This is a genomic window from Pseudonocardia sp. ICBG162 (assembly GCF_020496225.1).
In the GTDB taxonomy this organism is placed as follows: Bacteria; Actinomycetota; Actinomycetes; order Mycobacteriales; family Pseudonocardiaceae; genus Pseudonocardia; species Pseudonocardia alni.
In genome coordinates this window covers 226,875-243,854 of sequence record NZ_JAHLJD010000021.1, presented here as the reverse complement: position 1 = coordinate 243,854, position 16,980 = coordinate 226,875, and the positions used below count along the sequence as shown (strand labels likewise).

The 16,980-nt window shown below is 68.1% G+C and carries 12 protein-coding genes and 1 pseudogene; 10 read left to right on the top strand and 3 right to left on the bottom strand.

The features are described from left to right. From KPL60_RS22155 to KPL60_RS22145, 3 genes are all read left to right on the top strand, one after another. Positions 1–185 (top strand): hypothetical protein (locus tag KPL60_RS22155; RefSeq protein ID WP_226367072.1); only part of this gene is annotated, 185 nt, incomplete at its 5' end. 233 nt (positions 186–418) lie between these two features. Then, a complete protein-coding gene (locus tag KPL60_RS22150) occupies positions 419–1,642 on the top strand; it encodes an acetylxylan esterase (protein ID WP_226366924.1) in 1,224 nt (407 codons plus the stop codon). A 154-nt stretch (positions 1,643–1,796) separates the two neighbouring features. Beyond that, entirely contained in the window at positions 1,797–2,927 is a 1,131-nt protein-coding gene (locus KPL60_RS22145; RefSeq protein ID WP_226366923.1) for a hypothetical protein, read from the top strand. A gap of 9 nt (positions 2,928–2,936) precedes the next feature. Here KPL60_RS22145 and KPL60_RS22140 read toward each other — a convergent pair whose 3' ends face one another. After that, complete coding sequence (locus KPL60_RS22140) at positions 2,937–3,377, bottom strand: helix-turn-helix domain-containing protein (protein WP_226366922.1); 441 nt, start codon at positions 3,375–3,377, stop codon at positions 2,937–2,939. Positions 3,378–3,583: 206 nt separating this feature from the next. On the opposite strand from KPL60_RS22140, the gene KPL60_RS22135 reads away from it, so the two are divergent. The 4 genes from KPL60_RS22135 to KPL60_RS22120 all read left to right on the top strand — a co-directional run bounded on the left by KPL60_RS22135 (position 3,584) and on the right by KPL60_RS22120 (position 9,005). Next, positions 3,584–4,816, top strand: a complete 1,233-nt coding sequence (locus tag KPL60_RS22135; protein ID WP_226366921.1) for an MFS transporter — start codon at positions 3,584–3,586, stop codon at positions 4,814–4,816. 1,296 nt (positions 4,817–6,112) lie between these two features. Beyond that, positions 6,113–7,261, top strand: a complete 1,149-nt coding sequence (locus KPL60_RS22130) for a GGDEF domain-containing protein (RefSeq protein WP_226366920.1) — start codon at positions 6,113–6,115, stop codon at positions 7,259–7,261. Positions 7,262–7,265: 4 nt separating this feature from the next. Further along, positions 7,266–8,168 (top strand): hypothetical protein, encoded by a 903-nt coding sequence (locus KPL60_RS22125; protein WP_226366919.1) that lies wholly within the window; start codon positions 7,266–7,268, stop codon positions 8,166–8,168. Positions 8,169–8,444: 276 nt separating this feature from the next. Next, a complete protein-coding gene (locus KPL60_RS22120; protein WP_226366918.1) occupies positions 8,445–9,005 on the top strand; it encodes a hypothetical protein in 561 nt (186 codons plus the stop codon). On the opposite strand, the gene KPL60_RS22115 is transcribed toward KPL60_RS22120, so the two are convergent. Continuing rightward, positions 8,981–10,207, bottom strand: a complete 1,227-nt coding sequence (locus KPL60_RS22115; RefSeq protein ID WP_226366917.1) for a DUF6545 domain-containing protein — start codon at positions 10,205–10,207, stop codon at positions 8,981–8,983. The genes KPL60_RS22120 and KPL60_RS22115 overlap by 25 nt on opposite strands. Positions 10,208–10,436: 229 nt before the next feature. On the opposite strand from KPL60_RS22115, the gene KPL60_RS22110 reads away from it, so the two are divergent. From KPL60_RS22110 to KPL60_RS22100, 3 genes and pseudogenes are all read left to right on the top strand, one after another. Continuing rightward, positions 10,437–11,795 carry an IS110 family transposase gene (locus tag KPL60_RS22110; protein ID WP_226366916.1) on the top strand — a complete coding sequence of 453 codons (1,359 nt, stop codon included), beginning with the start codon at positions 10,437–10,439 and terminating at the stop codon, positions 11,793–11,795. A 331-nt stretch (positions 11,796–12,126) separates the two neighbouring features. Beyond that, positions 12,127–13,440: an IS256 family transposase gene (locus KPL60_RS22105; RefSeq protein WP_374228729.1), complete on the top strand. Its 1,314-nt coding sequence runs from the start codon at positions 12,127–12,129 to the stop codon at positions 13,438–13,440. 529 nt (positions 13,441–13,969) lie between these two features. After that, positions 13,970–14,397: pseudogene (locus tag KPL60_RS22100) on the top strand (transposase); the annotation flags it as partial. A gap of 248 nt (positions 14,398–14,645) precedes the next feature. On the opposite strand, the gene KPL60_RS22095 reads toward KPL60_RS22100, so the two are convergent. Continuing rightward, positions 14,646–15,581, bottom strand: a complete 936-nt coding sequence (locus KPL60_RS22095; protein ID WP_226367071.1) for a CorA family divalent cation transporter — start codon at positions 15,579–15,581, stop codon at positions 14,646–14,648. Between the last annotated feature and the right edge of the window lie 1,399 nt (positions 15,582–16,980).

The window sequence follows — 16,980 nt, the reverse complement described above, 5'->3', positions numbered from 1 at the left end:
TGACCGGCGTGAGTGATGAGACCGCGCCGCAGGACGTCCCGACCGTGCGAACCCGGGTGGCCGCGTTGGGCGATCGGCTCGCGATGCACTTCGAGGCCGGGCGCGTTCGCCTCGATGGCATTCAAGTAGCCGACCTGGACACACCAGCCCCGGAGGGCACCCGCATCGTCATCGCCGGCAGCTGAGGGCATCCGGCCCGGCCATGCCCTGGGACAGACGCTCCCGGGCTCAGCTCTTCGCCCGTCTACTCCCCTGCACACCGGTCTGTCCCCTGACGCGGGGGCGCTGCCGCAAGTGATGCGCGGCAACGAACACTCACGTCCTAGATCTATCTGACTGGATCGCCTACCCTCCTACGTATCAACGAATGGACGGTCGGATGAGGGCTGGGACTCGCCGCCGGCGTGCACCGATAGGCGTGGTCGCCGGCGCTGTCGCGTTGCTCGTGGCCGTGCTCCCCGCCGAGGAGTCGCCGATCGCGGTGACGCGATCGGCGACAGTCGGCGTCGACCGGTCCCCGGCCGTGGCCGCCGCGGCCGTGCGGGCGGCGGTCCCGCTGGGCGGCCTGGAGGTCCCGGATCCGCTCGCTCCGGACTCGGGTGGTCGTGTCACCAGCGTGCGCCAGTGGGAGCAACAGCGCCGCCCGCAGCTGCTGAAGGCCTTTCAGAACAATGTCTACGGCACCTCGCTGCCCGCACCGACGAAGACGACGTTCTCCGAGGACAGCGGCGGGGGCAGCGGGTCGGCCAAGAAGATCACGATCACGGTGACCGGGCCTGAGGGCACGGCGAGCTTCACGCTGCGGCTGTTCACCCCGTCGTCGGGCAAGCCGAAGGGCACGTTCCTGCTCATCGACCACCGGGGTTCGGTGGGAGATGACCCGGGTTCGGGGGGCTACGCCCCGGTCTCGGCGATCACCGGTGACGGCTACGCCCTGGCCGCGCTGAACGCCGACGAGGTCGCCCCCGACGACGCGGGCTCCTATCGCAACGGTGTGATCAACGCGTTCTACCCCGCCGGACAGGACCTCCCGGCCAACGCGGGCCGCACGATCAGTGCGTGGGCGTGGGGCGCCAGCCGAGCGATGGACTACCTGCAGACCGACCCCGACATCGACCCGAGCAAGGTCGCGGTGATCGGGCACTCCCGCGGCGGGAAGGCCTCGCTGTGGGCCGGGGCCCAGGACCCACGGTTCCCGGTGGTCATCTCGAACAACTCCGGCTCCACCGGCGCGAAGCTCGCCCGCCGCGACTCCTCGGGCGAGTCGATCTCGGCGATCAACTCCCAGTTCCCGCACTGGTTCCCCGAGACCTACAAGCGTTTCGACGGCAACGCCGACGCCCTGCCGGTGGATCAGAACGAGCTGCTCGCGCTGATCGCGCCGGGTCGGGTCGTGGTCGCCTCGGCCGCGGACGACGGCAACGCCGACCCGCAGGGCGAGTTCCTGTCCTACCTCGGTGCCGCCCCGGTCTATGAGCTCTACGGGCTCGGGGAGACCGGTTTGTCCTCGGCGAACTGGCCGCCGGCCACGGGGAAGGGCTTCCGCGGCCCGGGGATGAGCTATCACCTGCGATCCGGGGGGCACGGGCTTGAAGACGCCGACTGGCAGATCTACCTGGGCAGCAACCTGTTCACGCGCTGATCAGCGGCGTCGTGTCGCAGTAGCGGTCGCCGGCGCGGCCGCGGCGCTGCTCCTCGTCGGGTGCACGGCCCCATCCCCCGTCGACGCCCCCGGAGCGCCGCCCCCGCCTGCCAGGCAGGCGTTCGATCCCCCGACGGCGTTCGGGTCCGCCGCGTTGTCCCTCGGCGGGGACACCGGACTCCCGGCCCCGCAGGTCCTCGACGGCGTCTATGGCTGGTCGTTGTCCGACACCGGCCTGACCCGGGTCGACCTGACCTCGGGTGAGGCCATCGTGGGCGGTTTCCCCCAGGCCCCGCTGTTCAGCGGACTGGATGTGTCCCGGGCGACCGCGATCGGTGCCCCGCCGGTCCTCGGCGCCCCGGTGCTGGCAGACCTGCCCGAGGGCCGTCGGGTCCTGGCGGCCTGGCCGGTCGAGCAGCCCGGCCAGGGCACCACCCCGGCCCGCCGCGGCATCGAGCTGGTCGCCGCGGATCCGGGCACCGCCCGCACGCTGTCCTCCATCACCGTCCCTCTGCCTCCCGAGTGGCTCGAGGAGTCGCTGACAGGCTTCACGGTCTCGGTCGCCGGCGTGGTCGGGACCACGGCCATCGTGAGCGCCTCGACCTCCGCCACCGCCCACACCGCCGCGGTCGACCTGGCAGGGGGAACCCTGCGATGGTCCGCGCCCGGCGCCGCTGCTGTGCTCGTCGGCGAGAGCACCGTCGCCGTCGAGGCTCGCGACCTCGTCGAGCGTGAACTGCGCGGCCTCAGCATCGGCGACGGCAGCACCCGCTGGGCCGGGCTCACGGGCAGCGCGGTGTGGCCGGTCGGCCGAGCTCGGATGCTGGTCGACCTGAGCAGCCTGTCGCGTCCGGCCGGAGGCAGTCGGGTCGTGGAGATCGCGACCGGGCGGCCGGTCGACAGTCCGCTCAACGGCCAGCCGGGCTGGTCCTGCCGCTCCGACGACCAGGCCCTCACGATCTGCTCGCTCGCTCCCTACATCGGGACCGACGCCGTCCTCGGGTTCGACGCCGCCGGCGTCGAGCTGTGGCGGATCACCCGTGACTCGGGACGGGTCCCACCGACGGTCACCACCGCCTGGCACGGCATGGTCTACGGCTACACCGACGTCGGACCGCTGGTCCTCGACGGCCGGACCGGCCAGGACAGGGTCGCCTCCGCGGCGGCGGCTCCGCTGCTGGTCAACGAGTACTTCGCGGTGGGGCCCGACGCCCCGGCGACGCCCGAACAGCGGCCGAATTACCGTCATCCGTCGCGGCTGGTCGCGAGTCCCACTGCCGGATGAGTGGGCAGGTCAGGGGCGGTCCGTGCGCTCGGTGTGTCCGGGCGTCGGCATGGCCCGCAGATCAGCGACGACCTGCTCCAGCGCTCGGCGGGTCGCCGGCCGGAGGTGACCGATGGCCCGGACGAGGTCGGCGATGTCTGCCTGCCGCACGACCTGCAGCACTTCGAGTTCCTCGGTGCTGACCTGGGCGTAGGGGTCGTCGAGCAGGTAGCTGACGGGCACCTGGAAGAACCGGGCGATGTCCTCCAGGGTTGCCTTCGACGGGTTGGTGGTGCGCCCGAGGCGCAGGTGGTTGAGCGTCCCGCGCGACACCGATCCGCCGGAGGCCCGGATGCCTGCGACCACCTCGTCGAGAGTGGTGGGCCGACCTTGCGACTCCAGCGTGCTGAACAGGTAGTTCAGCTTGTCCGCCAGAGATCGCGAGCCCGCGGAGTTCCCTTGCGCCACCACCCTGCCCCCTCATCTGGCCCGCTCCCGAGCCCCGGAGAGGCCGACGGTAGTTCTACCGCCCAGCGGGGCCATCCCGACGCAGGGACGCCGCAACCCGATCGGAGCGCTGTCTGATCAGCTGTTCGCGAGTGTTGTTCGCTTAGTGGGCGGGATCGGACCCTGGGTGTCCGGCGTGTTGCTGTTCGTGACATGGTCGGGCGCCGACTATGAACGATGCCGACTCTGCAGCCGCCGCGCCCGGGCCGCGCCGTCTGACCCAGGTCTTCGCGCTTCGAGAGTTCCGTGCGCTGTGGTCGGCTGAGGTCGTTTCGATCCTGGGCGACCAGCTCGCTCGGGTGACGTTCTCGGTACTGGTCTACGACCGCACGAGCTCGGCAGCCCTGTCGGCGACCGTGTACGCGTTGACCTTCCTGCCCGCGCTCCTCGGCGGCGCGTTGCTGGGATGGGTCGCCGACCGATACCCCCGCCGCCGGGTCATGATCGGCAGCGACCTCGCCCGCGCGGCACTGGTCGCACCGATGGCGTGGCCAGGCCTCCCCCTACCCGTGCTGTGTGCCCTGATCGTGGTCATGGTGCTGCTGGGCTCCCCGCACTCGGCGGCGCAGGGAGCGTTGCTGCCCGAGATCCTGCGCGGCGACCTGCTCGAACGCGGGTACGCCGTTCGCCAGGTGACGGGGCAGATCGCGCAGGTCGCCGGGTTCGCGACCGGCGGCGCACTGCTGGCTCTGCTGAGTCCGCAGACCGCTCTGCTGGCGAACGCCGGGACCTTCGTCCTCTCAGCTGCCGTGCTGACCGCCGGGGTCACGGCTCGGGCGGCGCCCGCTGCTGCCGAGGCCGGCGAGGTCCGTTCCTGGCGGCGTGACATCGCCGACGGGGCGCACACGGTGTTCGCCGATCCCTCGCGTCGCACGTTGGCCCTCGTCGTCTGGATGTCCGGGACCTACATCGCCCCTGAGGGGGTGGCTGCTCCGTACGCCGCGCAGCTGGGCGCTGGTCCGGTCGCCGTCGGGATCCTGCTGGCAGCCATCCCGGCCGGCAGCGTCGTCGGGGCAATCGTCTTCGCCCGTTGGGTCCCCCAGGGGGCCCGGGAGCGCTGGATGCTCCCGCTTGCGGGGGTCGCGGGGGTCCCCCTGATGGTGAGCGCGATCGCGACGTCGGTAGTTGCGGTCGCCACGCTGTGGGCGCTCAGCGGAGCGGCCGTGGCCGCCGCATTGATCCAGGCTCAGGCTGGCTTCGTGCGCCGGACTCCCGCCAAGGCGCGGGGGCGCGCGACCGGGCTTGCCGCCGCCGGCCTGATCGGAGCGCAGGGTATCGGCCTTCTCGCAGCCGGGTTGCTCGCCGAGTGGTCCTCCCCCGGCGTTGCAGTGGCGGTCACCGCCGCCGTCGCCGGGGTCGGGCTCGCGGCCTTGGCGGTGTCAGGGTCGGCCCGAGCGCTGTGAGCGGTGGGGTTGCCGAGGACTTTCCACTCGGGCTCCCCACCGCCTCACCGTCGTCGTGCTTCGCACTTTCACCGCCTGGCCGTCACCAGTGCAGACCTCAGATCCACACACGGTTACGCATCACGTGACCTCTCCTCTCTTACTTGTTTCGACCAGAACCGCGTCACCAGTTCCAGTTACGCATTCATCCTCCTACCTAGTCGTTCGACCGGACGATCCCAACCGTTCACCAGTTCCAGTTGCGCACGAGCCCTCTCCTCTCTCCTCTCCAATACCCAAGAATCGTCGAGTCACCAGTTCCAGTTGCGCACGAGCCATCCCCCTTCACGCGATACCTACCAGCGGAATGCATTCACCAGTTCCAGTTGCGCACTGCACACTCCCTCCCATAGCCACAAGAACAGGCCACTCCACGTTCACCAGTTCCAGTTGCGCACTCAAACCCCTCCTTCGCATAGGACATACGGGCCCATCGACAGCGCCATCACCAGTTCCAGTTACGCATTACCCGCACCTTCCTTTCTATTTCACTCGCCATGACCCAACCGCATTTCACCAGTTCCAGTTACGCATCTCGCCACCTCCAATCGTCACGACTGCCCATCGACTCCAGTTCACCAGTCCCAATTACGCACGTTCACCAGATCCCATCTCGTTGAGCCCCGCTTCCGTCGCCTGCTTCATTCGCCTGCTTCATTCACCAGTTCCAGTTGCGCATTACAGCCCCTTTCAATAGAATCCGACCCCTTTACGCTCAGACTCTTTCCTCATCACCAGTTCCAGTTACGCACAGCTCCCCCTCTCGTCGTGGCAACTTCCGCCGGGTTACTACAAATGGCCTAGCTGAGGCGCAGCTCTGTCGACCACACCCGCGTCCGAGGTCGCCCCGGCTCGCGACGGCCTCGACAGGGTAGGCGAGAAACATCGTTACGTCAGCGCCGTAGTTGATCTTGATCGCCAGTTCTGAGCCCTCCCGGCGACCAGCGGATGGATGAGAGCGACACAACTGAGCTGGGATGCAACCGCTCGCCGCCGTCTATGCTGAGACGGGAAAAAACGATCTACGATTCGAGGATTCTCGTGACCTCATCCACCGCGCGACACGCCGACCGGAGCATCCTCCGGTCAAGGCTGTCGGCGTGGCGGCTCTGGTCACTTCCGCCTCGCGTTCGGGCGTTACTTGTCGCAGTCGAACTCGCAGCTGTGTGCCTAGTCACTGTCGACATCGTCATTCACGGCGCTCCCCGTGGGCTGTCAGTGTGGCTGACCGCGGGTGCGCTGGTGGTCCTCAGTGGCGTGCACGCCGAGATCTCACTACGCGCTGAGCGACTGCGCCGCCGCATCGCAGAGACCAGGTATATCGACCTGAGTTCGGTGTGGACATTCGCGGGTGCGTTGTTGCTGCCGCCACTGTTGGCAGCGTGCACCGTGATCGTCAGTTATACCCATCTGTACTTCCGCGTCTTTCGGCCCGCCGGGACCCCTCCCCATCGACAGTTCTACTCGACGTCCACCGTCGTGTTGGCCGTCTATCTGGTCGCAGCGGTCCGACTAGGCTTCGACGGGTCGAACTCATGGTTTGCGATCGTTGAGATCGCGGCGTGTCTAGCGGTTTACACTGGCACGAACATGTTGCTCGTCATGAGCGTTATCCGCTTGGCTCAGCCCGGGAGCAAGTTCTTGACGATCCTGGCCGGTGGCGAGATCGCACTGGAGACCGCCACGCTGAGTCTTGGCGCAATCGTGGCCTACGCGGTGATGCCGGACCATCTTCCGCTCGTGGTGCTGCTGATTCCTGCGCTCGTTCTGATGGAGCAGACCACTCTCATCAGGCAGCTCGAGAGACGGGCGTCGACGGATGCGAAAACCGGTCTGCTGAACGCGGAGGGTTGGCGCTCGCAGGCGCTGCAGCTGCTGGACGCGGCGGAGCGTGACCGCTCCAACGTCGGCGTCCTGATCCTCGACCTCGACTACTTCAAGGAGGTCAACGACCGCTACGGGCACCTGGTCGGTGACGCGGTGCTCCGCGCGGTCGCCGAGGTGATCGAGGCCGAGATCCGTGATCGCGACGCCGCCGGACGCTTCGGCGGGGAGGAGTTCGTCATCGCCCTGGCCGGGGTGCGGTGGCCGGCCGACCGCGACGGTGGAGCGGTCCGTGAGGTGGGAGAGCGGATTCGTCGGAGGATCGAGGCTCTGACGGTCGACGTCGACGGCGACGAGGCTCCCCCGATGCAGGTCTCCGCTCTCACCGCCTCGATCGGGGCCGCGGTCTACCCGGAGGCCGGCCGCGATCTCGACGCTGTGCTCGCGGCCGCGGACGAGGCGCTCTACGCGGCGAAGAACGCCGGGCGGAACCGGGTCCTCGTCAGCCACGGCCCCACTCCGCCTCCGCCTGCCTCTCCCCCGCCCGGCCCGTCGGTGCCGTCGCCGCGCCCTGGAGCATGAGGGCGTGCGCAGAGACGACGCGGGCGGTGCCGGACAGGTGAACGACGCGGGCTTTCTGCGGCAGTCGGCGGAATTCGTGTCTCACGCCAGCGCGGGGGGCGCGCGGCGCACGGCGCGTCAGGTGCTCGGGGCGTGGGAGCGCTGGTGTCGCCGCGAGGGCTCCGATCCGCTGGTTCTGGATCGCACGGCCATACGGGCGTTCCTGGCCACGGCCCCGGTCGGCCATACCTACCGGGACCGGGAGCGCGCCGAGACGGTCCTGGAGCAGTTCCGGTCGACGGTTGCCGACGACGCAGCCATGCAATCGAGCACCTCCTCGGAGGCCTCGGCGGTGTTGCCGAGTCCTGCCTCCTCCGCCGCCCCCGATGGTGCCCTTCAACCCACGGCGCTGATCTGGCTGCTCGACACCGCGGAGGTGATCGACGCGCCGATCCTGGGTCTGTCGCTTCTCGTCGCAGTGAACGGGCTCGGGGTGGGCGAGGCTCTGAGCCTGGACGTCGAGCACGTCGCGTCGACCGACAGCCTGCCCGTGGTTCGCCTGCCTCGACGGTGGGGGCGACGGTCGGTGGTCCCGCTCGCGGCGGCGACCGCCGCGGCCCTGACGCAGTGCACCGCCGGACGTTCGGAGGGACCGCTGCTGCGCGCGCTGGACGCCGGCGAGCGGCTCTCGTCGGTGGAGGCGGCCCAGCGGTTCACTGCGGTCGCGGCGGCGGTCGGCCTGGACCGGCAGGTGACGCCGGCGGCGTTGGAGCAGACCTTCGTCTCGCTCGCGCTGAGCGCCGGTGTACCGATCTCGGCCCTGGCACACGCCCTCGGGGACGTCGACGGTCGCACCGACCACTCCCATCACGCTGCCTTTGCCATCTGCAACTACTTGGCGTCACATGATCCGTTGCGCTTCGTGTAAGCGGTTGGACTCACTGGGTGACGGGGTGCTCCAATGGCTAGTCCCACAACGCGCGATGTGTTGTATTCGCAGCGTCATGCTGCTGGGTGAGCGCGGCAAGGGCTCAGCGGGCGAGAAGCATTCACGGAGGCTGCGTAGGTGGCGGCACGCAACAGCTAGCAGCTCAGCGGAGCTGCCGCCTCGTCACCGGTCGGCGCGGAGCTGACCTGGTGGGGCGCGGTGCTGCCGCGGGCAGGCCAGCTGGTCGTAGCCGATCCCCTTCTGCCCCGACCGCTGATGACGGCACTGCTGTCCGACGCTGCCGACGACGTGTCCGCCACCGGGCCGCGGCGGGCGCGCCTCGTCGTGGTCTCGCTGCTGGCTGGCGGAGGGCTCGCCGCAGCTGTCGTGATGGCGACCGAGGCGCTGCAGGTGCTTCTGCTGGTCACCGCTGCAGTCGGCTTCGTGGTCTGGTCGAGCCGGATGAGCAGCCGGGAGCACGCGGTCCGGGAGCGGGAAGGTGCGCGCCCGCTGTTCGCGGTGCGTCCCAGCGTCGGAGAGCCGACCTGGGAGCTGCTCGCCCATCTCGACAGTCGGCAGGCCGCCCGGCCCGACGATGCCTTCTGTGCCGCCGCTCGTCACCTGCTGTGGCGGGTCGCGCACGTGAGCCCGCGCAGCGACGCCGCGATCGCACGTCTGACCGAATGGGCTCGTGACGGTGATCTGTCCTCCACCGACCAGCTGTGGGCTGCGGCTGAGGACCTGACCATGTTGGCCGTCGCCTCGCCACGGGACGTGCGCCGGTCGGTGCCCCAGCTCGCCGTTCTGTTCCGCTACGAGTCCGGCGCAACCCGCTGACGGTCCGGCTCCTGGCCGATGCCGCTCCCCTGCGCAGTGTCTTCGGCTTCGGTGCTCTGGAGGTGTCGCAGGAAGGGCTCGACCAGTCGCCCGTGTCGCAGCTGTGTGGAGACCTCGGTCTGTAGGCGTGCTTCGGCCAGGAGCTCGCCGGTACGGGGTGGCGGTTCGGCGTCGAGGACCTGGAACGTCGCGTCCGGACCGTCGCCGCGCCCGCCCCGTAGGGCCCAGGCCAGCCAGCTGGCCTCGGCCAGCGCCGCCCGGCGGTCGGGGGAGGTGCCGGAGCCGTGCTCGCGGGCGAAGTCGACCGCTGCGGACACCACGTGGGTGGGGACCCCGCTGAGCAGGGCGCGTGTCGTGTCCCAGATGACGACCATCCGCGCGTAGAGCGCCGCGTCCGGGCGATCCCGCAGCAGGCTCGGCCGGGCGATGGCCTCGCTCTGTTGCCAGCTCGGCACTGCCGAGACCAGGACACCTTCGAGCCGGCGCAGCCGGAGGAACAGGATGGCGGCCCGGACCTGCTCGATGACCGGCTGCAGCGGGCCGCTCAGGCGGGTGGCGACGAGCCCGAGGCCGAGCAGGGTCGCGCAGCAGAGCAGGACGACGTCGCTCGCGGCGAGCGCCCCCTGGGCTACCGGGCTGGCGGCGGGGTGCAGCTGCAGCGCGGCGAGCACCGCGAGGGCGGCGAAGGCAGCCACGAACAGTGCGGCGGACAGCCGCAGGGTCGTCTGCATGGCGGTGCTGGGGATGTAGCGCAGCACCCGTCGGCCGTGTCCGATCAGCACCGCGGTGCCGACCATCGGCCAGACCAGGGTCAGACCGGTGAGCATGACGAGCTGGGGGTAGCAGCTCCCGCCGGTGCGAGGCTCGACGAGGGGGAGCAGGGCCCCGTCGACGAGCAGGAGGATCTGGCCGAGCAGAACACCGCCTCCGGCAGCGATCGGTGAGATCGCGTAGAGGCGGCGCGACAGCGCTGTTGCCGTGGTGAACAGTCCGGTCCCTGCCAGCCCGATCGCGACGAGGATCCCGGCGGCGAGGTAGGCCCGCGCCGTCGGTGTCCCGGGGCTGGGTACAGCACCCAGTAGCGCGGCGACACCGGCGAAGAGGGCTGCGACGGTGATCCCCACCGCGGGCTGCGTTCGCCGGCGCAGTCCCAGCACCGCGGCCAGCAGAAGCGTGGCCGCAGCGATGAGGCTCAGGGTCACTACGGGCAGGCTGATCTCGCCGGGCCCGGACGGGTCCGGTGCGCATCCCGGACCGTCGGGTCATCGCCCAGGCTCGCCAGACCTGCGAGGTCTGACTTGACAATCGCGAGACCCGACGGGACGGGACGTGCTGACCGGCGATGGGGTTGTGCGCCACGAGCGCTGTAGTGACCGACCGGCAGCCGCGTCCTCCCGGAGCGCTCACCCCGCCCCGACGGGAGGAACACAGATGCACCAGCCGACCACGACCACGACCACGACCAGCGCAAACCTGCCCGATGACACCGACCCTGAGGCTCCGACCCGCTGGGCCGGAGTGGACTGGTCCTGGTCCGATCAGGCGGTCTGCGTCGTCGACGACACCGGCGCCGCCGTCGAACGGTTCACCGTCCCGAACACCACCACCGGGCTGTCCACGATGGTCACAACCCTCCACCGCCACCGAGTCACCGGCGTCGCGATCGAACGCGGCGACGGCCCGGTCGTGGCCGCGCTGCTCGCCGCCGGCCTGACGGTGTTCGTGATCGTCGCCCGCCAGGTCAGCGCCCTGCGCACCCGCTACTCCACCGCCGGGAACAAGGACGACCGCTTCGACGCCTACCTGCTCGCCGACGTCCTGCGCACAGACCGCCGCCGCCTCATCCCGCTCACCGTCGACACCGACGCCACCGTCGGCTTGCGCATGCTCATCCGCACCCGCGCCGACCTGGTCAAGGCTCGCGTCGCCGCGCACAACCAGCTCCGCGCGCACCTGCAACTCGCCCACCCCGGCGCGGTGGGGCTGTTCCACGAAGCGCACCTGCAACTCGCCCACCCCGGCGCGGTGGGGCTGTTCCACGAACTCGCCGGGACGGTCTCGCTCGCGTTCCTCGAGCGGTTCCCCACCCCGCGCCACGCGGCCTGGCTCTCGGAGAAGCGCCTCGCGACCTGGCTGCGCAGCGCCCGCTACACCCGCTCCAACACCCGCACCGCGGCCCAGCTGCTCGACCACCTGCGCCAGGCCCCGCCCGGACACCCCGACGGGCCCGCAGCCGACTCCGCGCAGGTCATCACGACCCAGCTGGTCGCCTTGCTGCGCAGCCTCAAAGAGCGAATCACCATCATCGAGACCCACATCGAACAGGCTCTGGACGCCCACACCGACGGTGCTGTGTTCACCAGCCTGCCCCGTTCCGGGCGCGTCCGCGCCGCGACCCTGCTCGCCGAGATTGGCGACGCCCGCGGCCGCTACCCCACCGACGACGCGCTCGCCGCTGCAGCCGGGATCTCCCCCTCGACCCGAGCATCCGGACGGTCGCACTACGTCGCGTTCCGCCGCGGCTGCAACTACCGCCTGCGCCAGGCCCTGGTCGACTTCGCCGACGGCAGCCGCGCCGGCCATCCCTGGGCCCAGAACACCTACGCCCGAGCCCGAGCACGCGGGCACAACCACGCCCACGCCATCCGCATCCTGGCCCGGGCCTGGCTGCGGATCATCTGGCGCTGCTGGACCGAGAACACCCCCTACGACCCCGACCGCCACGCCGCCGCCGTCACCGCCCGCGACCAGCGAACGACACCGGCCGGCGACATCGCAGTGGCGTCCTGACCAGGCCCGGCGTCGCTTTCCCATAGCGGCCAGCACCAGCCGCCCGCAGGCGGTGTCCAGGCTGGCCGAAGGCCACCCGAAGGGCATCGGCCTGGACACCGACGAGGACGGCGGGACACTTCTGGCGATGGGAACGGCCCACCCTGAGGTTGACATGGGGTTGTCAGGTGCATCGGGGCCTCATGTGAACGCGGACTCCAGACGAGCGGCCGCGGCGCGCACCTCGGCTGTGGCCACCCAGCGGTGCGACCGTCTGCCCGGTCCGTAGCCCAGCAGGGCCGCGCGGGAGTGTCCGATCTTCGGTGTAACTCCGATCAAGGAGTGTGGACCGATGACAGACCAGGCAGCAGAGCCGGTGACCGACCTCGACGCCGCGCTCGACGGTGACGGGGCGGGAAAGCTCGATCCGGTCGATGAGCAGTTGATCGCTCAGCTCGCCGGTCGAGCCCGTGTGAACGGGCTCGACCTGACCGGGGCGAACGGGCTGCTCGCGCAGCTGACCAAGCGGGTTCTGGAGTCCGCCCTCGAGGGTGAGATCACCGACCATCTCGGCTATGAAGCCCACGACCCGGCCGGGCGCGACGGGAAGAACTCCCGCAACGGTCACCGGTCGAAGACGGTGTTGACCGAGGCCGGACCGGTCGAGGTCGAGGTCCCCCGTGACCGGGACGGCTCGTTCACCCCGAAGATCGTGGCGAAACGCCAGCGGCGGTTGTCCGGGGTGGATGAGATGGTGCTGTCGCTCTCGGCGAAGGGCCTGACCACCGGTGAGGTCCAGGCTCACCTCGCCGAGGTCTACGGCGCCCAGGTCTCGCGGCAGACGATCTCCACGATCACCGACAAGGTCCTCGACGCCATGGCCGACTGGCAGAGCCGGCCCCTCGACCCGGTGTATCCGGTGATCTTCATCGACGCGATCCATGTGAAGATTCGCGACGGGAAGGTCGCCAACCGGCCCATCTACGTGGCACTCGCCGTCACCTGCGAGGGACGCCGCGAGATCCTCGGTCTCTGGGCCGGTGACCCGAACACCGCAGGTGAGGGCGCGAAGTACTGGCTGCACGTGCTCACCGAGATCCGTAACCGCGGCGTCGCCGACGTGCTCATGGTCGTCTGTGACGGGCTCAAAGGGTTGCCCGACGCGATCGAGCAGACATGGCCCGCTGCGATCACCCAGACCTGTGTCGTGCACCTGCTGCGCAACAGTTTCCGCTACGCCGGCCGCCAGCACTACGACGCCATCGCCCGAGCGCTTCGACCGGTCTACACCGCACCGACCGAGGCCGCGGCCACCGAACGGTTCGCCGAGTTCCGCCAGTCATGGGGCGAGCGCTACCCGGCGATCGTGCGGCTCTGGGACAGCGCCTGGGCGGAACTCGTACCGTTCCTGGCCTTCGACGTCGAGATCCGCACGATCATCTGCACCACCAACGCCATCGAGAGCGTGAACGCCCGGATCCGGCGGGCGGTCAAGGCCCGCGGGCACTTCCCGAACGAGACCGCCGCCCTCAAATGCGTCTACATGGCGATCATGAGTCTCGACCCCACCGGAGCAGGACAACGCCGCTGGTCAATCCGCTGGAAACCAGCCCTGAACGCCTTCGACATGGCCTTCGCCGGACGCCTGTCCGCCGGACGCCGATAGCCCTCAACGGCCAGAGTTACACCGGAAACTTGACAGTCCCTCGCTACGGGGTCACTCCCAACCCGCCGTTGACAACCGTCGCGACAGATCTGCCACGCGGTCCGCTCGGCCATCACCTCGCCGGCGGCCGCGGCCTCGGCGACGAGGTAGCGGTAACCGAACTCCGGGTCGTCGCGGTGGGGATCCGCGGCCAACCAGGCGTCGATCATGTCGGTGAACGGATCGACCGGCCGCGGCACCGTCCCCGCCCGCGACGGCGCCCGAGGCGGCGACGCCGGCGCCCCAGCGGAGAGGTACTTACGGGCAGTGCGCCAGTCGCACCCGCTTGAGCTGCGATTTTCTTCCACGTCGCCCCGGCCACGCGCAGCGGGGCGGGATCACGGGCGACCACCCTCCGGGCTCGTCTGCTTGGCAGCTGACAGAGCCCGGAGGGCGCTCCCTCCCTGAGCTGATCTTCGATCCGACGCGCCGGACCAACGACAAATCAGCTCGTACCTACAACGACATCAGAGCCCGTACGCGGACACGCCTGGAGGCCCACCCTCTTGGGCCGGTCCTGACCTCGATGCCCGGGCTCGGAGTCAGGACCGCCATCAAGATCCTCACCATCGTCGGCGACGGCTCCGGGTTCCCCCACAGCCGGGCACCTGGCCGCCTACGCCGGGTCTCGCGCCCGTCACTCGTCGGTCCGGATCCTCGATCAAGGGCGAGACCCGCTCCCCGCGCGGCAACCACGCCCTGAAGTCGGCGCTGTTCCTCTCCGCGTTCGCAGCCCTGGCCGATCCGACCAGCCGCGCCTACTACGACCGCAAGCGAGCCGAGAAGAAGCGCCACAACGCCGCCCTGATCTGTCTCGCCCGCCGCCGCACCGACGTCATCTACGCCATGCTCCGCGACCGCCGTCCCTATGCACCCCCGGTCATCAAGGACCCCGATCCCGGGCTCATAGCCGCTTGACAAACCCATAGAGACACTCCCCGCTGTTGCCGAGTGGGCGGTGTGCTGCCGACGACGTCAGATCGACCGTCACACCCATCCGGTACAACAGCCCCAGCCTTCCCGCGGAATGGGAAGGGGGACCAGGAATGACCGCTGACACGACCGGCGAGCTCGTCGCCCGCCTCGCCCGGGTCCTGGACCCCGTGGCGTTCGATGACCGCGCCGAACCTCGCACCCTCGGCCAGCTGTGGGCCCAGGCTGGAGCGCTAGCGAAGCCACCCCTTCCTCTTGATGTAAACGAGCGGAATCAATGCCACGATCAGAGTCAGGAGAGTCGTTGCCAGGAATCCGTGCTCCCATTGCAGTTCAGGCATAAATGTGAAGTTCATGCCATAAAATGTTGCAATGAGAGTGGGTGGCAGAAATACGGCGGTGATGATCGTGAATACCTTTACGATCTGGTTCTGTTTAATCTCCAGTGACGTCATAATAGACTGCTGGAGATAGCGGACCTTGTCGTGCTCGAAGCCGGCGTGCTCTTTTACTCCGTCTATATCGGAGATCAGGATGTCAGTCAGTGTTCCTAGGTCAGTTGCTTCAGCCGGAACCTCTGTCCGCAGGTGGCGAGCCGCGCGAGCGAGGAGAAGCTGCGACTCCTGCGTGCGTGACACAATCTCTTCTGTATCGTTCATGCGGGCGATCGCATCTTGCATGTCGGCTACACCCATTTCCTTGCCGCGATCGTCGTATCCAGATGTGGCGAGCTGGATCGTGTCGTTCATGCTCTCCAGGGTATCGCTCGCGTAATCGATGACCTGTTCGGAGGCCTCGTTGAGCGCATAGAGTAGAGCATACATCACCCCGTACGAGGAGTGCGCCAGCTGCGGATTGCGGCGCATCCGCGCGATAGCTGTATCGAATACCAGAAAATGGCTCTGGGGCTGCAGCGTGATCACTCGATCGCCGTTCAAGGCGAACACAATCGTTTCGCGGGCCACCGTTTCGCCGAGGCGAAAATTGACCACAACCGGGAGGTAGGCGAAAGAGTCTGTTTCCCACGCCTGCCCGCCAGCGGCCGCAAAATCAACACCAGAGAAGTGTTCTGCTTCCTCCGCTGCAGAGGGGTTGTCGGTCGGGACTTGGATCCATCTCCGTCGCAACACCTCGGGATCGAATCGGACGCTTGATGCTTGGCTTGCCACGATTTTGTCCTTCCAATCAGTTACAGGAACCCTTAGGTCTCCAGAGTATCTGATTTCAGATGCCCAGATAGAAGGGTACTGAGCGGTCCTCGACCTTAACATTCCGAGAGCTCAGAGCCTTAGCTGCGTGTACTTGGCGGCCGAGCTTGCGACATGTGCAGCTGTGGTTAGAGCAGTCGCGCCACGACCTTCGCGGGCCCCGCCTGACTCAGAAGCTTTCTTGTCGGGTTAACAAAGGCTCGCTGTCAGGGGTTAAATGGTGAAGTCGATGAGCTTCCGGCGTTGTTCGGCGGGGGTTGCGGCGTCGCGTAGTGGACAGCGAGCAAAGCGATGCTGAGGAACAGATAAAGGCCGACAGTAAAGACGATTGCCTGCCGCTCGAGGTTCGGTCGGGTTCGAGTTGGCGACTGGTTCGTGTTACGCTCAAGGTTGGTCATGAGATTCTCCCATCATCGATGATCAGTACTATCTGGCGGCGGGCAGCAGGAGCTTGATCGTCCAGTTCAGTCAGTCCGTCCGTCCGTCCGAGACACGGTGCGGCAGCGACTCTGAGCGTGTCTGAGTAGGATTCAGAGTGCTGTTTCTTCGGTCGGGCAGCATCGTTGATCCCGGTGTCACCCACCTACGGGAATACCTGCGAGCGAACGACGGCTGCGGCCAGCACAAGGTCGAAGACCCGCCTCGTCGGTGCGAAACTTGTGCTCCCGCTACAAATTGCTCTCTGAGCGTGCAAGAGAAGCAAGATGATAAAGGATCCGTGAAGCGTTCCTGCTCTGCCGTTTCCCTAGGCCAGATCTATCTGACCAGTCAGGGCAAGAACCGCCCTATCGCGAATATGATCCATGGTCAGGCCAACTCGCAGAGCACGCCCAGCACCTCTGTAGTCGAAATTCCGGCCACTCGAGTTCTTATTCCTGACGATGTCGCACGCCTCGAGGTAGGTGTGTCAACTGCGGCTAGCGCACGTACACGACGACGCTTCTTGACAGCGCTCACCGAGGAGTCGCTTGATTGCAGGGCACCTGCCACTGTGCTGAGTCCGGGGTGCGGAAATCGAGATGTCAATTTCTGAAGCATCCCACGTCCACATCGCGATCATCCGCCGGTTCATCGCATCACCGGGGTCAATGATCCACCGAGCGCGCATCCTGCCGGTAGGTCCGACTGCAGTCGGCATAGTAGAAACCCCCTCATTCATAGGGGGGTGAGTGTCACAGGCCAGACAGATCCGAGGAATAGCGGCCCTCGGTATGCTGCTAAGCAGAGAATGCTGCGAGAGAGCGGGAAGGTATCCAACCTCTCGAGCAAGAACTGTCGTCCGGCATGCGCCGCTCACCTCGCTTCCATCCTTGGTCAGAGATCAGCGGGCCGAACGCCTGCCGTCTGCAGTAGACGAGAC

Bases quoted from the DNA above. Each gene is read 5' to 3' on its own strand.
- KPL60_RS22135 (WP_226366921.1), top strand. From the start codon at position 3,584: ATGAACGATGCCGACTCTGCAGCCGCCGCGCCCGGGCCGCGCCGTCTG.
- KPL60_RS22120 (WP_226366918.1), top strand. From the start codon at position 8,445: ATGACGGCACTGCTGTCCGACGCTGCCGACGACGTGTCCGCCACCGGG.
- KPL60_RS22110 (WP_226366916.1), top strand. From the start codon at position 10,437: ATGCACCAGCCGACCACGACCACGACCACGACCAGCGCAAACCTGCCC.
- KPL60_RS22105 (WP_374228729.1), top strand. From the start codon at position 12,127: ATGACAGACCAGGCAGCAGAGCCGGTGACCGACCTCGACGCCGCGCTC.